Source organism: Pontibacter actiniarum, assembly GCF_003585765.1.
GTDB classification, from domain to species: Bacteria; Bacteroidota; Bacteroidia; order Cytophagales; family Hymenobacteraceae; genus Pontibacter; species Pontibacter actiniarum.
In genome coordinates, this window is the sequence record NZ_CP021235.1 from 4417936 (window position 1) to 4436967 (window position 19032).

A 19032-nucleotide genomic window follows, 5' to 3' on the forward strand; every position below is an offset into this window, starting at 1 on the left:
CTAAAAATTAAATTGATTCAAAATGTTTCAAAGCATTAAAAGATACACAGCAATTGCAGCGCTTGGGTTAAGTGCAGTTGCTGTAACGTCCTGTGAGAGTTATCTCGATGTTAATACAGCCCCATACGCAAGCACTAAAGTTGAGCCAAAGCTTTTGTTCAACTACGCAACTACGAACTGGGCTGCAAACCGTGCCGGTGGAGACAATTATATCTCTGTAGCGTTGGCCGCACAGACTATAGCTAGTGGAGGCAATTATGGTTGGGGTAAGGGCGATGTATATGATATAAGCCCGTACAGTACAGGAAACACTTGGAAAGCTTATTATGCAACAGCAGGTCTGAATCTTATTCAGGCCATCGCTGAGGCAGAAAAAGCCTCGCCGGCTAATAACAATGCAGCTGCTCAAGCTAAAATTGAGTTGGCCACTATGATGTATGAAGCTTCTACTATTTGGGGAGATATCCCTTTTTCAGAGTCATGGCAGGGGGATATAGCTTATCCTGCATTTGACTCGCAGAAGTCTGTGTTTGAGCAGGTGATCGCCCTCTTAGATGAGGCTATAGTTCAAATAGATGAAAGCAGTCCTTTAAAAATATCAGATTATGATCTGGTTTATAAGGGAGATATGTCTAAATGGAAGAGCTTTGCAAAATCCATTAAGTTCAGAACTTACATGGTAATGGTTGACAAGGATCCTTCTGTTGCTTCCAAAATAGGGCAGATGTTAACTGAAGGAGGTATGGTGTCCTCTTCGGCTGCAAACTTCGCTTTCCCTTTCTTCAATTCGCCAGATAAGGAGAACCCTAGATACAAAATATTGAAAAGATATTCAGGGGTTGATGCTAAAGGGAATGTGATCAATACTTTCTTCTTTGCAAACAACAATGTATTGGATTACATGAAGCAGTTGGAGGACCCACGTATTTCTGTTTATTTTGATAAGCCTGATGATGTTACAACCTATAACGGTGTAGATTCAGAAGAAGAAGCAGATGCAGAGACTGCAACAGTAAGCATGTATCTTTACAGAGCTGATGCACCAGAGGTAGTTTTTTCTTATCAGGAGCAGCTTTACTTAGAAGCAGAAGCTTATGCCAGAGGTTTGGGAGTTGGGCAAGACATAGCAAAAGCTAATGAGCTCTATAAAAAAGCAACTAAAGAAGCACTGTTGTTCAATGGCATTGGTGCTGCGGGTGCAGAGAGTTATGTGCAAAACACACTTCCTGCTCTAACAGCAGTTGCTAATCCAGTAGATCAAATTCATTTAATGCAGTGGATTGATTTAATGGATAGACCTTTAGAGGCTTGGACACAATGGAGAAGATCTGGAGTGGAAGGAAGTGAAATACCAAACTTAACTCAACCACAAGGAACTCCGGCAGGTGGTTTGATTAGAAGATGGGTATACCCACCAGATGAGGCTACTTCTAATCCAAATTCGCCTAGCCCGGCACCAAGATTTACAGAAAAAACGTGGTTCGATTTATAGAACGCTTAACAGGATATTAAGATGAAACATAAACTAGTTTTATTAGCATTGTTTGCAACATGCTTGTCGTTTACCGCATGTGAAGAGGATAAGGATTCATATGACTTTTCTGAATCTATGCCTGCATATGTTGAAATAAAATCTAAAACTGCACTAACTGTTGAAGAAGGTGCAACAGCTACTGTTACGTTTCAATCAAGAGAAGCTTTTCAGCAGGCAAAGACGCTTACTTATGAGATAGCTGGAGCATACAATGCTACAGGAACTGTTGTGCTACCAAGAAATACGTTATCGACAGCGTTAACTTTTACAGTACCAACAGGAGTAGTGCCTGCTGGTTCAGAAACTGCAGTTGCTTCACTATCACTTACAGATGCAGATGGTTTGTCTGTAGGAAGAAAAGGAGCAGATAAAGAGGTTGTCACTATCAATATCACGAAGAAATAAGTACCTTACTTAGGTTTTAAAACAAAAGAGGCTTCCAATTGGAAGCCTCTTTTGTTTTAAAACCTAAGTAAGGTAACACCGCTATTCCATCATACAAACCATTACTAAATGATAGCAACACAAGTTTTTAGGTTCTTAGGTGCAACTCCGGCACAAGCGTGCTTGGATTTACTCTTATAGCATATCTTACAATGTTATCACTCGAGACATGCTTGCCTGCCAACAATTGTGAGTACAGCGACTGCCTATGTATCAAGTCTGGCAGGTAGATAAAGTTTGAAGTCAAGAAAGACCAACTTAGCCACAAAAAAGTAGAGGCAGCTGTAGTGGCTTTATGGCTGGGACAGGAGAAGGTGGCTGCATGTGTACCAATGCCTACTCTTGCAATGTAAGTAAAGTGAATGTAAGGCCGTCGTCGGCGAGATAGTCCTGCTTTTAGACTACCAAACCCCACCTGAATCAGATAAATCTCTCCGTACATCAGGTATATCTGGAGCGCTCTGCTGTATACCTTTATCAAGGATGTGTCTGATGGATACTTTTCAGGTACAACTACCTTGATAAAAGTCGGCTTGAGCGTTGCTAGAGGCTGAAGGTTAGTATTTTACATCTACAGAGGCTGTGAAATAAACTGTGTCAAAGGGTTAGCAGTGTTGCCTTTAACACAGTCAACATGGAAGAGAAAAACGAGCTGGATCTGGAGAAGATCAAGCGCCAGTTCCTGGAGAATTCCGGAGCGGCAAATCCACCTTCGGCAAAGACGGAGCGCTTGGCCCCCTATTAAAACACTTCCTAGAAGCCGCCCTGGATGCGGAGATGGAAGTCCATCTGGACGCTGAGCAGCGGGCCAAAGGCAACCGGCGCAACGACAAGGTCTCCAAGCAGGTGCGCACCTCCGACGGCACCATTGAGGTGGAGTCGTCCCGCGACCGCTGGGCCAGCTTCGAGCCGCAGATCATCAAGAAGCGGGAGACGGTGCTGGCCGAGAACCTGGAGCCCCGCATCCTGAGCATGTACGAGTTTGCGGGACATTTCGGCTCATCTCAAGGACATGTACGACATGGACATCTCCCACGACACCTTGGCCGCCCTGACTGAGAAGATCGTGCCCCAGGTCAAGGAGTGGCGGGCCCGGCCGCTGGATGCGCTCTACTGCATCGTCTGACTGGACGCCATGCACTACAAGGTGCGTCAGGAAGGGCGCACCGTCTCAAGAGCCGTCTACAACATCCTGGGCATTGACCGCCACGGCCACAAGGAGCTGCTGGGCGTGTACGTCTCGGAAAGCGAGGGGGCCACATTCTGGCTCAGTGTGCTCACCGACCTGCAGCAGCGGGGCGTTGCCGACATACTCATCGCCTGCATCGACAATCTGAAGGGCTTTGCCGAGGCCATTGCCAGTGTCTTCCCGCAAACCGAGGTGCAGAGCTGCATCGTGCATCAGATAAGAAACAGCATCAAGTACGTGGGCTCCAAGGACCAGAAAGAGTTCATGCGGGATCTGAAGCCCGTTTACCGGGCAGAGTCAAAGGAGCTGGCTGAGCTGAGGCTACTGGAATTAGAGGAGAAGTGGGGCAAGAAGTACCCGAAGGTCATTGAGAGCTGGCAGCGGAACTGGGACAAGCTCTCAACGTACTTTAAGTACACCGAGCCAATCCGAAAGCTGATCTATACCACCAACACCATCGAGGGCTTTCACCGCCAGGTCAGGAAGGTGACCAAAACGAAGGGAGCCTTCCCCTCGGATATGGCCCTGCTGAAGCTGATCTACCTTGCGCACCAGAACATCAGCCGAAAGTGGATCATGCCCCTTGCCAACTGGAGCCAGACGGCCCAGCAGCTCTCGATCTGGTTCGGGGACAGGATGCAGCTGGACTTGAAGTGAGACGCGCTTCAAAAGTTTGGCCCTTTTGCCGTAAGGACTTAGCCAAAACAGCAAAAGGGCCAGTAAATGGAAAGATGGAAATGACACAGTTTAAATTACACTCCCCATCTACAATAATCTTTGAGCTAGCGATAGATTACTCTACGCTTGTTTTTTTCTTAAAGGTCTTATAATCGAGAAGTTTATGAGGGTCGTTTTCTTGTTTTAAGCCACAACCGCCCTTCTGGAACTATTCCTTTGATACCCCTTGTGCTAACTACTTTCTTAAACGGCTCGCATCGCATTCTTTATACACAACCATTTCCATAGGCTTGGTTTTCAGGCTCACTTTCTTTTATTTAATTCATCTTTTGCTGAAAAGCGATAAAAGCTATTCACATTTTGCTTAAGAAGAGCAACAAGTACGGGCTCTGTTACTTTGTCCTTTTATCAAGTAAGAAAAGGCTAGGTAAGGTAGCCATAACGTCTCCGGTTACTATTGCGGCGCATTTCACAGCCAGTCAGTTATGTGCGGAGAAGCAGTCATTTATCATGAAGTATCCGAAATAACTAAAGAGAAAAGTACGTAAGCAGTAGGAAACATACCTTACTAAAACGTATAGGTCATCAAAGCCCCACTAAAGTGCTTGCCTGAGACAGGTATAAGGCTGATGTTTCTGGTGTTCGACTTCTTGTGCAGCTGTGGCACCAGAATACCCGCGGCAGCACCGAGCCCGTACCCTAGCAGGTTATCGCTCAGGAAGTGCTTTCCTGCCTTCAGGCGCAGGTAGCCTACTGTCGCCGGTATGGCGGCGGCGGCGGCCCACACGTAGGGCCTGGCCGGGGAGTCCGGATTGAAGTCGTGGAATACTTTTGCGGCGAAGAAAGTTGCACTTGCGGTGGCGGCTGTGTGGCCGGCGTAGAAGGAGTTCCTGGCGTTTGAGTCGTTCTTATCCGAAAGCTCCACATCATCGCTGTAGGCAAGGGGGCGCGTGCGCTCTACGTTCCCGTTGGTCATGGTGAAAAGGGCGCCCGTCACAGCCATCGTCTCCACGTAAAGCACGACAACCTGCCCTGCTTTGCTGCGCACGTTATCGTTGAGCATCATCACCACCGGCATGGCGAAGGAGCCATAGAATGGGAAGTCACTGATCTGCTTAGCGTTCTTGGAGTCATACCCTGCAGAGAAGCGGTCGAAGCCGTTTACGTCATCCTTGTCCAGGGCCATGATCTGCTCTTCGCTCAGGCCCTCTTTGTCCTGCATCAGCTTCAGGCCATAGGCGCTCAGACCCATGCCGGCCGCAATAATCGGGGCGTCAACCTTAAAGCTGGTACGGTAGGGCGAGTCATCCTGGGCGCAGACGCTGTGCGCTAAAAAGAACAGGGCCGAAAGTATCGTTAGTATAGGTTTCATAAAGGAGGTGTCAAATGATAGTACAAAATGTTGTACTTGAAACGGGCTCAATTTTCAAAAGGTTGTACTTGCATGCTCCGCCAGGTTTAACCCCTTGAACTAGAGGCACGTTCTCCGCGTAACCCTGTGGAGCAGAAGCAAGGGCGCCCTGCCGGACTGTTGTAGATACATGTTTCAAGTATGGCAGATTTGTCTTAGCTTTGTAGCCGCTGCCACGGGGGGCAGTTGGTTTATACTTTGTACCTAAACCCACAGAAAAAATGCCTTATTTATTTACATCTGAGTCTGTGTCTGAAGGGCACCCAGATAAAGTGGCCGACCAGATTTCGGATGCACTTTTAGATGAGTTCCTAAAGCAAGACCCGCAGTCTAAAGTAGCTTGCGAGACGTTGGTAACCACAGGCCTTGTGGTGCTGAGCGGCGAGGTGAAGACAGAAGCCTACGTAGACGTGCAAAAAGTGGCCCGCGAGGTAATCAAGCGTATTGGCTATACCAAATCAGAATATATGTTCGATGCGGATGCATGCGGAGTGATCTCTGCCATCCATGAGCAGTCGTCAGACATAAACCAGGGCGTGGAGCGTGCTAACCCCGAAGAGCAGGGAGCCGGCGACCAGGGAATGATGTTTGGCTATGCCACCAACGAAACTGACAACTACATGCCGCTGGCACTGAGCATCTCGCACCTGCTGCTGCAGGAGCTGTCCGCCATTCGTAAGGAGGGCAGGGAGATGACTTACCTGCGCCCGGACGCCAAGTCTCAGGTAACTATCCGCTACAACGATAACGATGTGCCGGAGAAGATCGACACGATCGTTATTTCCACGCAGCATGATGAGTTTGTGCCGGCCGAGGGAGACACTGCGGAGGCGAAAGACGCCGCTGAGAAAAAGATGGTAGCCAAGATCAAAGACGATGTGGACAGCATCCTGATTCCGCGCGTGCTGGAGAAACTGCCGGAGCGTACCCAGAAGCTGTTTAACTCCGATATCATCTACCATATTAACCCAACCGGTAAGTTTGTGATCGGTGGCCCGCACGGAGACACTGGCCTCACCGGCCGCAAAATCATCGTGGACACCTACGGTGGTAAAGGCGCACACGGTGGCGGTGCCTTCTCTGGCAAAGACTCCTCTAAGGTAGACCGTTCTGCAGCCTATGCGGCACGCCATATCGCCAAGAACCTGGTGGCTGCGGGTGTAGCGAACCAGGCGCTGGTACAGGTGGCCTACGCTATTGGTGTTGCCAAGCCGGTAGGCCTGTACGTAACAACCTACGGCTCTACGAAAGTAAACGATGCCAACGGGCACCTGATGAGCGACGGGGAGATTGCCGAGAAGGTAGGCAAGCTGTTCGATATGCGCCCTTACGCCATTGTGCAGCGTTACGGCCTGCAAAACCCGATCTTCTCAGAAACAGCTGCGTACGGCCACATGGGCAGAACCCCGGGCAAGAAAGTGGTGGAAGTTTCTGTGAACGGAAAGAAAGAGACGAGAGAGTTTGAGACCTTTACTTGGGAAAAACTCGATTATGTGGACAGGATCAAGGCTGAGTTCGGTCTGTAGTCCGGACCCGGCACTTATATAAAAGAGAAGGCCTGCTATGTTTAGCAGGCCTTCTCTTTTATACTTTATTTCGAACGGGGTGTTTCCGCCCCCAGTTCTTACCGGGCAAGGCCGGGTATGGCTAGTGCGCCATCTGTTTTTCCTTGAACTTTTTAAGCTGTCGGCGCATGGCCTCTACGGCGGCATCTGCGGCGGCCTCAAAAGACGGGGCTTCTTCTTTTGAGAAGAGGGTAGAGCCCGGCACGAAGAGCTTAATCTCTACAGTTTTGGTAGCGATACCGTCACTGTTGTTATGTTTAAGAAACACTTCGCCTTCCACTATGCGATCATAGAACGTTTCCAGCTTGTCTATGCGGTGCTGAACGAAGTCAGTCAATTGTCTGTCTGCCTCGAAGTGGATGGAATGCATCTGTAGCTTCATAGTCTTTGTATTTAAAAGTTAAACTTATGCTTTGGGGTGAGCTTTCTCGAAGATGGACTTCAGCTGCTCAATGGTGTTATGGGTGTAAACCTGCGTTGCCGCCAGGCTGGCGTGGCCCAACAGGTCCTTGATCGCGTTCAGGTCGGCACCCTTGTTAAGTAAGTGCGTAGCGAAGGAATGGCGCAGCACGTGTGGGCTGTTATGTTCAGAGGTGGTAATCAAGCTGATATACTTTTTAACGACGCGGTAAACAAATTTTGGGTAAAGGGGCCGTCCCTTATTTGTAACGAGCAATTTTACCGAATTGTTATCGCCCAAAAAATGACTTTTCTCAGTCTTGTAAGCGTCAAGGGCGAGAAGCAGGGAGTCGTTCAGCGGCACAATGCGCTCTTTGTTGCCCTTGCCAAGCACACGCACGGTTTTAGCCCTCTCTTCGATGTCTGAGGGCTCTATGTTGATCAGCTCTGCCAGGCGTATGCCGGTGCCGTACAGGAACTCCAGGGTCAGCCTGTCGCGCTGCCCCTCAAAGGTGTCCTCAAAAGAAAAACTGTCGAGCAGGTTGTTGAAGGGCTCCTCCTGCACAAACGCAGGGAGTTTCTTGGTGGCCTTGGGGGCCTTAATGCGCAGCATGGGGTTTACCTTTACGCGCTCCTGCGCCAGCAGGAATCGGTAATAGGAGCGGAGGCAGGCAATTTTGCGGTTGATGGAGCGCGGCTTAATGTTGTTCTGCACCAGCGTCAGAATCCAGGAGCGGATAATGGTGTGGTCGGCCTCGGCGGCATCGGTGATGTCGTAAACCTGCTGCAGGTAAGCCGCAAACTGCCCCAGATCAGTGTGATAGGAGGTTAAGGTGTGCGGGCTGTACCGCTTTTCGTACTGTAGGTACTTAAAAAATAAATCCATAAACTAGTATACCTGATTGGGTGAATCAGATATACCAATTTATGGAAAAATAAGATATCTTGTTAGAGATACTAGTAGTTTTGCTCAGCAAACATCTGTTGCTTGTATGCTGCTCTTTCCTTCTGCTTTCTCTTAGATACAGATGGCTTCTCGAAATAAGCTCTAGAACGCAGCTCTTTCAGAACACCAGTTCTCTCAAATTTCTTCTTGAATCTCTTCAGTGCACGGTCTACAGACTCGTTGTCCTTTACGTTTACAATAATCATATTTTTCCTCGCTTCTCTTTGAATTTAGGGTTGCAAATTTAAACAAGCTTACACTTAAAAATCAACTTATTGGCTAATTATTTATCAGTCAGGCTGATTTTATTTTAAAAAGCTTGGGAGAAGCGCCAAAACAGCCTCTCCCGGGCGCTTTATTTAAGCATCGCTCTGGATATAACAAGTTTCTGTATCTCGCTTGTTCCCTCGCCAATGGTGCAAAGCTTGGCGTCGCGGTAGTACTTCTCGGCCGGGTAGTCTTTGGTGAAGCCGTAGCCGCCGAAAATCTGCACCGCCTCGTTGGCCACCCTTACCGACACCTCAGAGGCAAAGAGCTTGGCCATCGCCGACTCTTTGTTCACGTTCAGGCCGCGGTTCTTCATGTCGGCTGCCTGGTAGGTAAGCAGCGAGGCCGCCTCCACCTCTGTTGCCATGTCTGCCAGCTTAAAGGCGATGCCCTGGAAGCTGGAGATGGGCTTGTTGAACTGCTGGCGCTCCTGCGAGTAGGCCAGCGCGGCATCCAGTGCGCCCTGGGCAATGCCCAGCGACAGGGCTGCGATAGAGATACGGCCGCCGTCCAGCACCTTCATGGCCTGCACAAAGCCTTCGCCCACCTCTCCCAGGATCTGGTCTTTGTGTACGCGGCAGTCCTGGAAGATGAGCTCTGTTGTTTCAGAGGCACGCATGCCCAGTTTGTCTTCCTTGCGGCCGGCGCTGAAGCCCGGTGTGCCTTTCTCAATTACAAAGGCCGTCATGCCGTGGGAGTCGCCCACCTCCCCGGTGCGCACGATCACTACGGCCACATTGCCCGACTTGCCGTGGGTGATGAAGTTCTTCGCTCCGTTGATCACATAGTAATCGCCGTCCTGCACGGCCACCGTACGCATGTTGCCTGCATCCGAGCCGGTGTTCGGCTCCGTCAGGCCCCACGCCCCGATCCACTCGGCAGTGGCAAGCTTCGGCAGGTACTTCTTCTTCTGCTCCTCGTTGCCGAACTGCAGTATATGGCCGGTGCAGAGGGAGTTGTGTGCCGCCATAGACAAGCCGATGGAGCCGTCGATCCTAGCCAGCTCCGCGATAGCCGTTACGTACTCCAGGTACCCGAAGCCTGAGCCGCCGTACTCCGTCGGTACCAGCACACCCATCAGGCCCAGCTCACCAAGCTTCTTAAAGACCTCCACCGGAAACTCCTGTGACTCGTCCCACTCCCGCATCTGGGGCTTAATGTGCTTGGCGCCGAAATCCCGGACCATATCCGCAATCATGCGCTGGTTTTCAGTTGTTTTTAATTCCATTGATAGTTTGGATTGTGTTAAGGTGTTAAGTCGCATTAATAACGGTAGGTCACTATCCGTTGTTTACAAAACTATAGAAATTAGGGTAAAGGGACAATCGGCTATATAGATTTAATCGTATGTAAAAGAGGCGGCTGCGGCGAAAGCAGCTTTATTTTGACAGGGATTATTATTTCCGTTATTTTGAGGTTTGCTTGCTGTGCTGCCCGCTGCAGCAGGGCCACAGGGACCAATGTAGAGAAGATGATACAGTTTTTGAAAAGCTTGTTTGGAGGGAGCAGTGATCCTGCTATGGGCGTGTCGCTTGGCGAGCTTGGGGTGGACATGCACTCGCATATCCTGCCGGGCATCGACGACGGCTCTGACAGCCTGGAGCGCTCGCTGGAGCTGGTGCGGGCCATGAAGGAGTTGGGCTACCGCAAACTGATCATGACGCCGCACGTGATGAGCGACTTCTACAAGAACACGCCCGAGATCATCCGGGAGAAGCTGCAGCTGCTGCGGCAGGCGGTAGCGGAGGCCGGCATCGACATGGAGCTGGACTGCGCCGCAGAGTACTACCTGGACGAAGGCTTTCTGGAGAAGCTGGAAAACAACCAGGAGCTGCTTACCTTCGGCGATAAGTACCTGCTCTTCGAAACCTCCTTCCTGAATGAGCCCCTGAACCTGCGCGAGGCGATCTTTACGATGCGCTCCAAGGGGTATCAGCCGGTGCTGGCCCACCCGGAGCGCTACACCTACTTCTACGGCAAGTACGAGGAGCTGGTGGCCCTGCGGGAGTTGGGCGTCATGTTTCAGCCCAACCTCAATTCCCTGGCCGGTTATTACTCGCCGGGAGCCAGGGAGGTGGCCGAGCGCCTGATAGAGCAGGGCTTTGTGGAGTTCCTGGGCTCTGATGCCCACGGCCTGAAACACACGCACACGCTGCAGAAAGTGCTTAGCACGAAACACCTGGTTAAGGCGCTGGCTTTGCCTTTGCGCAACAGGCAACTATAGTTTTATCTCCTCACGCTTATTTTATACTTCCTTTAAACATGGTATTTGTAACAGGCGGCAGTGGCCTGATCGGCAGTTTTCTGATCCCAGCGCTTTTACGGCAGGGGCACCCGGTAAAGGCGCTCTACCGTGGGCAAATACCCGCTGTGGCCGGCGCTGACCGAGTGCAGTGGGTCGAGGGCGATATTCTGGACCCGGCCCTGCTCCGCGAGGCCCTGGCGGGTGTGGAGTATGTGTTCCACTGTGCCGGCCTGGTGTCCTATGCGCCGCAGGATGAGGAGCTGCTGAAGCAGGTAAACACCGAAGGCACGGCCAACATAGTGGATGCCTGCCTGGAGGCTGGAAGTATAAAGCTTTGCCATGTGAGCTCTATTGCCGCAGTGGGCAGGCCCAAAGCCGTGGAGGTGCTGACCGAGAAGGCCAAGTGGGACCCGGCGGCCGACCTGTCGGCCTATGCCAGCTCCAAGTATTTTGCGGAGCTGGAAGTATGGCGCGGCGTGGCCGAAGGCTTGGACGCCGTGATGGTGAACCCTTCCATTGTGCTTGGCCCGGCCGACTGGAGCCGCAGCAGCACGCAGCTGTTTAAGTACGTGTACAACGAACGCCCTTTCTACACGGCAGGAGAAGCCAACTTTGTAGATGTGCGCGATGTGGTGGAGGCCATGATGCGCCTGACGTTCTCGGAAATCTCAGGGGAAAGGTTTATCTTAAATGCGGAACGGATGAGCTACCGCGCTTTTTTTGAGGAGGTGGCCGCCTGCTTTGGCAAAAAGGCGCCGTCCATAAAAGTGCCGCCCTTGCTGGCGGAGGCCGTCTGGCGGTTGGAGCATGCGCGTGCCTGGCTCACGGGCCGCCGCCCGTTGATCACCAAGGACACTGCGCGGGTGGCCAAGAAAACGCACTTTTTCAGCAACGACAAAATCAGGAAAACCCTGAGCTTCGAGTTCAGGCCTGTTGCGGAGTCGGTGCGCTGGGTGTGCCAGGAGCTGCAGCAGCAGGTGCAGGGTGTGTAGCTGCAAAGGCTGAATAAACTATTTGCAGCGTTAATATGTAGTAAGAAAAAGGCTGTTTAGAAGCAGCTGGTTGGACATTGGAGATGAAAGAAGACTTTGACGAACACAGCGAAGAGCTGGAACTGATACAGCGTTTCGAGCGCATGCTCGGCAACAATGAGACGGCGTTTTTTGACCTCACGGATTTTGAGTATATCATAGATCACTATACAGCAAATTTTGAGTATAAGAAAGCCCTGGCTGCCTGCGATTCCGCGTTGGTGCAGTACCCGTTCTCGACGGAGCTGCAGATAGACAAGGCGCAGCTGCTGGCCATGTCCGGTAACTTTGAGGGCGCCCTGGAGCTGATCAACAAAGTGGCGGAGGTAGAGCCGGAGAATGCTGACGTGCAGTTAACGCGCGGCATTGTCTATACACAGCGCGGCGAGTTCCGCGCGGCCATAGACTACTTCAAAAAGGCGTTGGCTTACGCCGATGACCGGGACGATATATACTTTAACATTGGCTTGGCCTACCAAACCTGGGGCAAAGTGGCCTCGGCGATTAAGTACTACAAGAAGTGCGTGGAGCTGAACCAGGAGAACGAGGCCGCCATGCAGGAAGTGCTTTACTGCATGGACCTGACCAACTCCGTGAATGAGCACCTGCCGTTTTTCCAGAAGTTCGTGGACGACGACCCTTACTCGTATGTGGCGTGGTTTAACCTGGGTAACGTGTACAATAAGATGGGCGCCTACGACAAGGCCATCGCCGCTTACGACTACGCCACCATTATCCGCCCCGACTTTATAACGGCCTACAACAACATGGCCAATGCGCAGGTGTACCTGGGCGAGTATACCAAAGCCATCGAGTCCTTCAACGCCATGATTGAGCATGGGGAGCCGAATGCGGAGGTGTACTGTAACATTGGCGAGTGCTACGAAAAGCTGCTGCAGTGGGACCTGTCGCGCCGCTATTACCAGAAGTCGGTGGACCTGGACCCGGAGATGGACGAGGCCTGGTTCGGTATCGGCGTGATTCTGGATGCCCAGGGCAAGTGGTACGAGGCGGTGCACTTCTTTAAGAAGGCTGTGGAACTCTACAACGACAGTGCCGACTACTGGGTGGCGCTGGCTGCCGCAGAGTACCACGTGGGCCATGTGGTGTCGGCGCTGGAAAGCTACGAGCGGGCCGCCGAGATCCGCCCCGACGACAAGAACATCTACCTCAACTGGTCCATTATCCTCTTTGAGCAGGGTAACTTTGAGGAGGCGACAGACATTATTTTAAATGCCATAGAACTGCAGCCAAAGGAGGCTGAGCTCTATTACAGGGCCTGCGCATACATGCTTTCTGCAGGAAAATACCGCGAAGCTTACAATTATCTGGAAAATGCGTTAATTTTGGATTTCGACAAGCACAAGCTGCTGTTCGAGTTCTTCCCTGAGCTGGAGTCGCAGCGAGCATTAGCCCGATTAATTGATCAGTATCGCAAATAAAATCAAATGAACTATACGCTGAATAGCATTCCGGAGCGTGCCACAAAACCGCGCGAACGCGGCTTTACCATGGCCATGGACAAGGGGCTTAGCATCCGGGAGGTAGAAGACTTCCTGGAGGTAGCCGGAGATTATGTCGACATTGTAAAGCTTGGCTGGGCCACGTCCTTCGTTACGCCTAACCTGAAAAAGAAGCTGGAGGTTTACAGGGCTGCCGGTATTCCGACCTACTTTGGGGGTACCCTGTTTGAGGCCTTCATCGTTCGCAATCAGTTCGACGACTACCGCCGGGTGCTGGATCAGTACGAGATGACGTTTGCCGAAGTGTCTGACGGTTCGCTGGAGATGGCACACGATGAGAAGTGCGAGTACATCGCCAAGCTGTCGGAGCAGGTCACGGTGCTTTCAGAGGTTGGCTCCAAGGACGCGGAGAAAATCATCCCGCCCTATATGTGGATCAAGCTGATGAAAGCCGAGTTGGAGGCAGGTGCCTGGAAAGTGATCGGCGAGGCGCGCGAAGGCGGCAACGTTGGCCTGTTCCGTTCAACGGGAGAGGTGCGCAGCGGCCTGGTGGAAGAGATCCTGACTCAGATTCCGTTCGAGAAGATTCTTTGGGAGGCGCCGCAGAAAGCGCAGCAAGTATGGTTCATCAAGCTATTGGGAGCCAACGTAAACCTGGGCAACATCGCGCCGAGCGAGGTCATTCCGCTGGAGACCATCCGCCTGGGCTTGCGTGGAGACACCTTCAGCCACTTCCTGGATATGGAAAAACCCTGCTAGCAGGTTTAAGGATAAAATAAAAAGTACATAAATTGCCCGTCGGTGTGGCCGCACGGGCAATTTCTTTTTAACCAGGCGCACACCAGCTGTCGCAATAACACAAAAAATGGAACGAAGATCTTTACGAGAGTACCTGCTGCTGTTTGCTAAAGGCGTAGGTATGGGTGCCGCTGACGTGGTGCCCGGTGTCTCTGGTGGCACTATTGCCTTTATCACCGGTATTTATGAGGAGCTGCTGGGCTCTATCCGTTCGGTAAACGGCGAGGCGCTAAAGCTGCTGCTGCGCTTCGACTTAAAGGGTTTCTGGAAGCACATTAACGGCAACTTCCTGGTGGTGCTCATCTCAGGCATTCTGTTCTCCATCGCTTCCCTGTCGCGCCTTATCCTGTATCTCCTGGAGAACCATCCGGAGATGCTCTGGTCTTTCTTTTTCGGGTTGATAGTGGCCTCTGCCGTGGTGGTGAGCAAGAAGATCACCCGCTGGACACCCGGTGTGTTACTCGCCGGCCTGGCCGGAGCAGCAATTGCCTACTACATCACAGTGGCCACGCCCACACAAAGTCCGGAGGCGTATTGGTTTATCTTTCTGTCTGGCGCCATTGCCATCTGCGCCATGATTCTGCCGGGTATCTCCGGGAGCTTCCTGCTGGTGCTGCTGGCCAAGTATGAGTTTATACTTAACGCCGTAAAAGAGCTGCGGGTCGATATTGTGGCCGTGTTTGGCGTTGGCTGCGTTACCGGGATACTGGCCTTCTCGCATGTGCTTAACTACATGCTGAAGCGGCATCATAATGTAACAGTGGCCCTGCTTACGGGCTTTATGGTCGGCTCGCTGAACAAAGTGTGGCCGTGGAAGCAAACGCTGGAAACCTATACCGACCGCCACGGGGAGGTAAAGCCGCTGGTGCAGGAAAACGTGCTGCCCGGAAGCTACGAAGCCCTCACAGGGCAGGAGCCGTACCTGATGTACGGCATACTGCTGGCCGTTTTTGGCTTTATGCTGGTGTACTTCGTGGACCGCATCACCGACGACACCACCACCCCTCAGGTTAAAGTATAGGCGTATGCGCAGGTTCGGACTCATCGGTAAAAAGCTGGGGCACTCGTTCTCTAAGAAGTACTTTACAGAGAAGTTTGCCCGCGAAGGCATAGCAGATGCTGCCTATGAGCTGTATGAGCTACCGCAGGTAGAGGCGCTGCCGGCGCTGCTGCGGCAAGAGCCGGAGCTGGTGGGGCTGAACGTGACCGTGCCTTACAAGGAGCAGGTAATGCCGCTGCTGGACGAGTTGGATGCCGCTGCTGCTAAAATCGGTGCGGTGAATACCATCAAGATAAGCGGCGGTAAGGCAAAAGGCTACAACACCGACTTCCTGGGTTTTAAAGGCTCCTTGGAGGATTTTTACCCGGAGCAGGAGCGAGGGCAGGCGCTGGTGCTGGGCACGGGTGGCGCGGCCAAAGCCGTCTGGGCAGCCCTGGATGCCTTGGGTGTACCGTACGTGCGGGTGTCGCGGCAGGAGGCGGAGGGCCAGCTAAGCTACAGGCAGCTGACGCCGGCGCTGCTGCAAAAGTATAACCTGGTCGTGAATACCACCCCGCTGGGCATGTACCCGCAGGTGCAGGAGGCGCCGGAGCTGCCCTACAGTAGCATAACGCCTGAGCACTACATCTACGATTTGGTGTACAACCCCGAACAAACGCTGCTCATGCAGAGAAGTGCCGCTAACGGCGCTAAAACCCTCAATGGCCTGCCGATGCTTTATCGCCAGGCCGACGCTGCCTGGAGCATTTGGAATTCCGAATATTAAACAGTACAATTGTAAAGGCACTAAAAAGTATGCCTGCAGTGCAACTTTGTCCTGTGTTATGTGCGTAGAAGGAGGGAAGTACCCAACTCCCGATACCATGCCGCACTTTAACACCCTAAAGCATAAAGCGCATGCTTTCAACACTGCCGTCTACGCGTTGTACCTATCCTACCGCGATAGCCGTGTAAAGTGGTATGTGCGGGTGCTGCTGGCCCTGGCTATCGGTTATGCCCTTAGCCCGTTGGACCTGGTGCCGGACCTGAGGGTAGTTTTCGGGTACCTGGATGATGTGTTGCTGGTGACGCTGGGGCTGTTCGGCTCTTACCGGCTGGTTCCAAAGCAGGTGGTGCAAGAGGCACAGCATCAGGCATACGAGGAGATGGGCTACGAAAGCGGTAACCCGGTCGTGGCCCTGAAAGTGATCAGCTATACTTGGCTGCTGCTGCTGACGCTAACAGCGCTGATCGGCTACAAAATTTTATTTCTGGATATACTCTACTAAGTATAAAGTGCTTCCGAGCAAGGTTTAAGATGATTTACAACTACTAAGAGCTTGCTGCGAAAGAGAAAGCCTCCCATACCCGGGAGGCTTTTGTTTTTTTACCCCGTGCACACTTGTAGTAGCCTTGCCGCTGTTTGGGGGGCGACTTTTGCGTCCCCGGAAAGCAGGCTTTTCCCATTTGCTTCCGGCTGGCAATTAAGCGTTGCCCTGAACCGCTGTTCCCTTCCTGCTTTACGCTCTTTGCCACCTTGCTTGCATGTCCTTAATTGCGGAATGCAGCATGCGGCTGCTTCTAATGATATATTGGATTATGGGTAGCTACTTTTAAATAATTCTTTTAGAAGGTGTGGCTTCAACCATCGGATTTTCATAGCTTTACCTGCTGGCGGAGCGGCTTTGTGAGCACGCGCCCGGGCAGCCAACTGTTCCATAATTATTTTTTACCTGCTTGCAACCATCCGGCTCTGCGTGGAATCATAGAGGTACACAAGCGTAAAACAGGCAGCACTTGAAGCTTTTTTCAAAACCTAAATCTGACGAGGAAAAACTCATAGACGGATGCATCGCGGGCAAGCGCGACATGCAGCGCCTGCTCTATGACCTGTATTCCAAGAAAATGATGGCGGTGTGCCTGCGTTACGCGCCCACGACCTTTGAGGCGGAGGATATTATGCAGGATGCCTTTGTGAAGGTGTTCAACAATCTCCAGACCTTTAAAAGGGATTGCCCGGTGGAGTTCTGGATTCGCCGCATCATGATCAACACGGCCCTAAAGCATCTGCGCAGCAAGCAGCTGCTGACGGTGTCGCATGAGTCGGAGGAGGTAGCAAACCTTAGCGCTGATGATGTGAACCTAAGCGGCTACTCCCTGGACGAACTCCTAAGTATGATCCAGAGCCTCGCGCCACGCTACCGCATGGTGTTTAACCTTTATGCCATAGAGGGTTACAACCACAAAGAGATTGGCGAGATGCTGGGCATATCAGAGGGAACTTCAAAATCACAGTATTCACGTGCCAGAGTCATACTTCAGAATATGCTTCTGCGCCAGGAAGAAAACATTAAGGAACATGTCATCAGCAACTAATAACCAGCGGGGGAGAATGGAAGAAGAGTTCCAGCGCCGCATGCACGACGCTGAGGCTTCTCCGTCCGCAGACCTTTGGTCTCGCATAGACCACCAGCTTACGGTGCAGGAAAACGGGCAGTACAAGCGCGGCATGCTGTTCTACAGGCAGCTGGCCGCAGCCTGTGTCACGCTGCTGATCGTAGCGGGAGGCCTGGCGGTGTACTATCTCCAAGGCGCAGCGCCTGCACCACTGGCGCATGTGCAGCCGGGGCAAAGCGCGGCGGCGGCTGTGGCCTCTGCAGGCATGGCGGCGGCAACGGCAGAAGAAAGGCCTGTAACCGACGAAGCCATTGCTGCGGCAATGCAGGAGGCCGTGCAGCAGCCGGTAGTCGTAAGGCGGCCTGCGCAGGCGGCAAAACCAAAGCTGGCGAAGAAATCAGCATCCGGCTCCGCGCAAACAGGGGCGACACCAGCAACTATAGCAGGGGCCGAGGAGGCGTTCGTAGCTGATGCTGCTAGCGCCGTGGCAACAGAGCCTGGCGCCTGGCACGCTGTGCCGGGCGCAACGTACACCGCTTCCTTTGGGAGCAACGGCGGAAAGCAGGCAAGCCAGCGCGTTCTCTCTATGTTCCCTTCCGCACGGGAGGCGTTGACGGGGATGCCTGTAAAAGCTGGTTTTTCCGCAGCACCCCCGGCCTTTGCCGCAACAAAGCAGGCCGGAGAGGCCGCTGCTGACTTCAGAAGCTTAAATGAGGCGGTGATGCACCGCGTAAAGGAAGTACAGGCGGAGCAGGAGCAAATGCTGCAGCGCTACAAAGCCGAGCAGGCTTTGGCCGTCGCCGGGAAAACGGAGAAAGAAGAGCGCAGTGGCTCAGCGGGCAAATGGTCGCTGGGAATGGCCTACACGCCCAGCTATTTTGAGCAGAATATAGGCATGCCCACCCAAATGATGGGGCCAAGCAGCTTCAAAACCTTAATGCCCCCTTCTGCGATCCAGGAATCAACCGCCATGGTAGAGGAGGCCCGGGAAGAGTATGAGCAGGAGGTGGAGCCTGGCTTCTCGTTCGGGGTAGAGGTGAAAGCGGGCTTTAAGCTAGGGAAGAAATGGAAACTGCTGAGCGGCCTCGGCTTTACGCAGAATACGGCCCGCTCAAAATCCAGCTACGTGATTCAGCAGTTCTGGAACAAGCCCAACTCTGAGGAGCGGGTTTCTCCCGGACCAACCACCATCTTTCTGCCGTCGCTGAGCAGTAACTTTGCCTCCGACTCGCTAAATGTAACCAAAGCAGAGGAATTTAACGTGCAGTACCGTTACCGCCACCTGACGGTGCCGGTAGGGGTGCAGTACGAGGGCCAGCTAAGCAAAGACTGGTTCTGGTTCGCCGGGGGAGGTGTCGCCGCGAACATACTGCTGCAGACGTCCATCCTGGCCTCCGCCTCTGATGTGAATGACATCGACTACGGTGTCAGCGACGACAATTCGCCGTTCCGTAAGCTGCAATGGTCCGGGAACGTTACGGCTGGCCTGGGTAAGCGCCTGTCTAACAACCTGTCAGTCACGATTGGCCCGGAGTTTAGAGGGTACTTCGATACGTTGCTTTCCTCCCCGGAGAAGGCGCATGCACCACAGGGCAAGCCATACACCATGGGCTTGAACATGGCGGTGAACTATGACCTTGGGCCCGGCCGCAGGTAACCGGTTTTTTCTCACAGGCCATGCAACGC

Annotated in this window: 17 protein-coding genes and 1 pseudogene; 13 read left to right on the top strand and 5 right to left on the bottom strand. The window is 52.5% G+C overall.

Translation table 11 applies throughout. The features are described from left to right. Positions 1 to 22: 22 nt before the first annotated feature. From CA264_RS19060 to CA264_RS19065, 3 genes and pseudogenes are all read left to right on the top strand, one after another. On the top strand, positions 23 to 1492 hold the full coding sequence (locus tag CA264_RS19060; RefSeq protein ID WP_025608990.1) for a SusD/RagB family nutrient-binding outer membrane lipoprotein: 1470 nt from the start codon (positions 23 to 25) through the stop codon (positions 1490 to 1492). A 21-nt stretch (positions 1493 to 1513) separates the two neighbouring features. After that, on the top strand, positions 1514 to 1939 hold the full coding sequence (locus tag CA264_RS21970) for a hypothetical protein (protein ID WP_157593747.1): 426 nt from the start codon (positions 1514 to 1516) through the stop codon (positions 1937 to 1939). 726 nt (positions 1940 to 2665) lie between these two features. Then, positions 2666 to 3824: pseudogene (locus CA264_RS19065) on the top strand (IS256 family transposase); the annotation flags it as partial. Between the two features lie 589 nt (positions 3825 to 4413). On the opposite strand, the gene CA264_RS19070 reads toward CA264_RS19065, so the two are convergent. Next, positions 4414 to 5217 carry a phosphatase PAP2 family protein gene (locus CA264_RS19070; RefSeq protein WP_025608991.1) on the bottom strand — a complete coding sequence of 268 codons (804 nt, stop codon included), beginning with the start codon at positions 5215 to 5217 and terminating at the stop codon, positions 4414 to 4416. A 260-nt stretch (positions 5218 to 5477) separates the two neighbouring features. Between CA264_RS19070 and metK the strand changes: the two genes are divergently transcribed. After that, positions 5478 to 6782, top strand: coding sequence for a methionine adenosyltransferase (metK, locus tag CA264_RS19075; protein ID WP_025608992.1), 1305 nt, complete (start codon positions 5478 to 5480; stop codon positions 6780 to 6782). A gap of 121 nt (positions 6783 to 6903) precedes the next feature. Here the strand turns inward: metK and hpf are convergent, their stop codons facing one another. From hpf to CA264_RS19095, 4 genes are all read right to left on the bottom strand, one after another. Next, complete coding sequence (gene hpf, locus CA264_RS19080; RefSeq protein ID WP_025608993.1) at positions 6904 to 7203, bottom strand: ribosome hibernation-promoting factor, HPF/YfiA family; 300 nt, start codon at positions 7201 to 7203, stop codon at positions 6904 to 6906. Positions 7204 to 7227: 24 nt separating this feature from the next. Beyond that, on the bottom strand, positions 7228 to 8106 hold the full coding sequence (locus tag CA264_RS19085; protein ID WP_025608994.1) for a tyrosine-type recombinase/integrase: 879 nt from the start codon (positions 8104 to 8106) through the stop codon (positions 7228 to 7230). A gap of 71 nt (positions 8107 to 8177) precedes the next feature. After that, entirely contained in the window at positions 8178 to 8372 is a 195-nt protein-coding gene (rpsU, locus tag CA264_RS19090; protein ID WP_025608995.1) for a 30S ribosomal protein S21, read from the bottom strand. A gap of 149 nt (positions 8373 to 8521) precedes the next feature. Further along, entirely contained in the window at positions 8522 to 9661 is a 1140-nt protein-coding gene (locus CA264_RS19095) for an acyl-CoA dehydrogenase (RefSeq protein ID WP_025608996.1), read from the bottom strand. A gap of 243 nt (positions 9662 to 9904) precedes the next feature. On the opposite strand from CA264_RS19095, the gene CA264_RS19100 reads away from it, so the two are divergent. The 9 genes from CA264_RS19100 (at position 9905) to CA264_RS19140 (ending at position 19003) form a co-directional block, all read left to right on the top strand. Beyond that, positions 9905 to 10657: a tyrosine-protein phosphatase gene (locus tag CA264_RS19100; RefSeq protein ID WP_025608997.1), complete on the top strand. Its 753-nt coding sequence runs from the start codon at positions 9905 to 9907 to the stop codon at positions 10655 to 10657. A 38-nt stretch (positions 10658 to 10695) separates the two neighbouring features. Then, positions 10696 to 11670: an NAD-dependent epimerase/dehydratase family protein gene (locus tag CA264_RS19105; protein ID WP_025608998.1), complete on the top strand. Its 975-nt coding sequence runs from the start codon at positions 10696 to 10698 to the stop codon at positions 11668 to 11670. A gap of 83 nt (positions 11671 to 11753) precedes the next feature. Next, positions 11754 to 13151 (top strand): tetratricopeptide repeat protein, encoded by a 1398-nt coding sequence (locus CA264_RS19110; RefSeq protein WP_025608999.1) that lies wholly within the window; start codon positions 11754 to 11756, stop codon positions 13149 to 13151. A 6-nt stretch (positions 13152 to 13157) separates the two neighbouring features. After that, positions 13158 to 13931 (top strand): phosphosulfolactate synthase, encoded by a 774-nt coding sequence (locus CA264_RS19115; RefSeq protein WP_025609000.1) that lies wholly within the window; start codon positions 13158 to 13160, stop codon positions 13929 to 13931. Between the two features lie 106 nt (positions 13932 to 14037). After that, positions 14038 to 14991: a polyprenyl-phosphate transporter gene (locus CA264_RS19120; RefSeq protein ID WP_025609001.1), complete on the top strand. Its 954-nt coding sequence runs from the start codon at positions 14038 to 14040 to the stop codon at positions 14989 to 14991. Between the two features lie 4 nt (positions 14992 to 14995). Then, positions 14996 to 15736 carry a shikimate dehydrogenase family protein gene (locus CA264_RS19125; RefSeq protein ID WP_025609002.1) on the top strand — a complete coding sequence of 247 codons (741 nt, stop codon included), beginning with the start codon at positions 14996 to 14998 and terminating at the stop codon, positions 15734 to 15736. 97 nt (positions 15737 to 15833) lie between these two features. Beyond that, positions 15834 to 16238 (top strand): YkvA family protein, encoded by a 405-nt coding sequence (locus tag CA264_RS19130; protein WP_025609003.1) that lies wholly within the window; start codon positions 15834 to 15836, stop codon positions 16236 to 16238. Positions 16239 to 16746: 508 nt separating this feature from the next. Next, a complete protein-coding gene (locus CA264_RS19135; protein WP_025609004.1) occupies positions 16747 to 17325 on the top strand; it encodes an RNA polymerase sigma factor in 579 nt (192 codons plus the stop codon). Continuing rightward, on the top strand, positions 17309 to 19003 hold the full coding sequence (locus tag CA264_RS19140; protein WP_025609005.1) for an outer membrane beta-barrel protein: 1695 nt from the start codon (positions 17309 to 17311) through the stop codon (positions 19001 to 19003). Before CA264_RS19135 ends, CA264_RS19140 begins: the two co-directional genes overlap by 17 nt. Positions 19004 to 19032 lie beyond the last annotated feature (29 nt).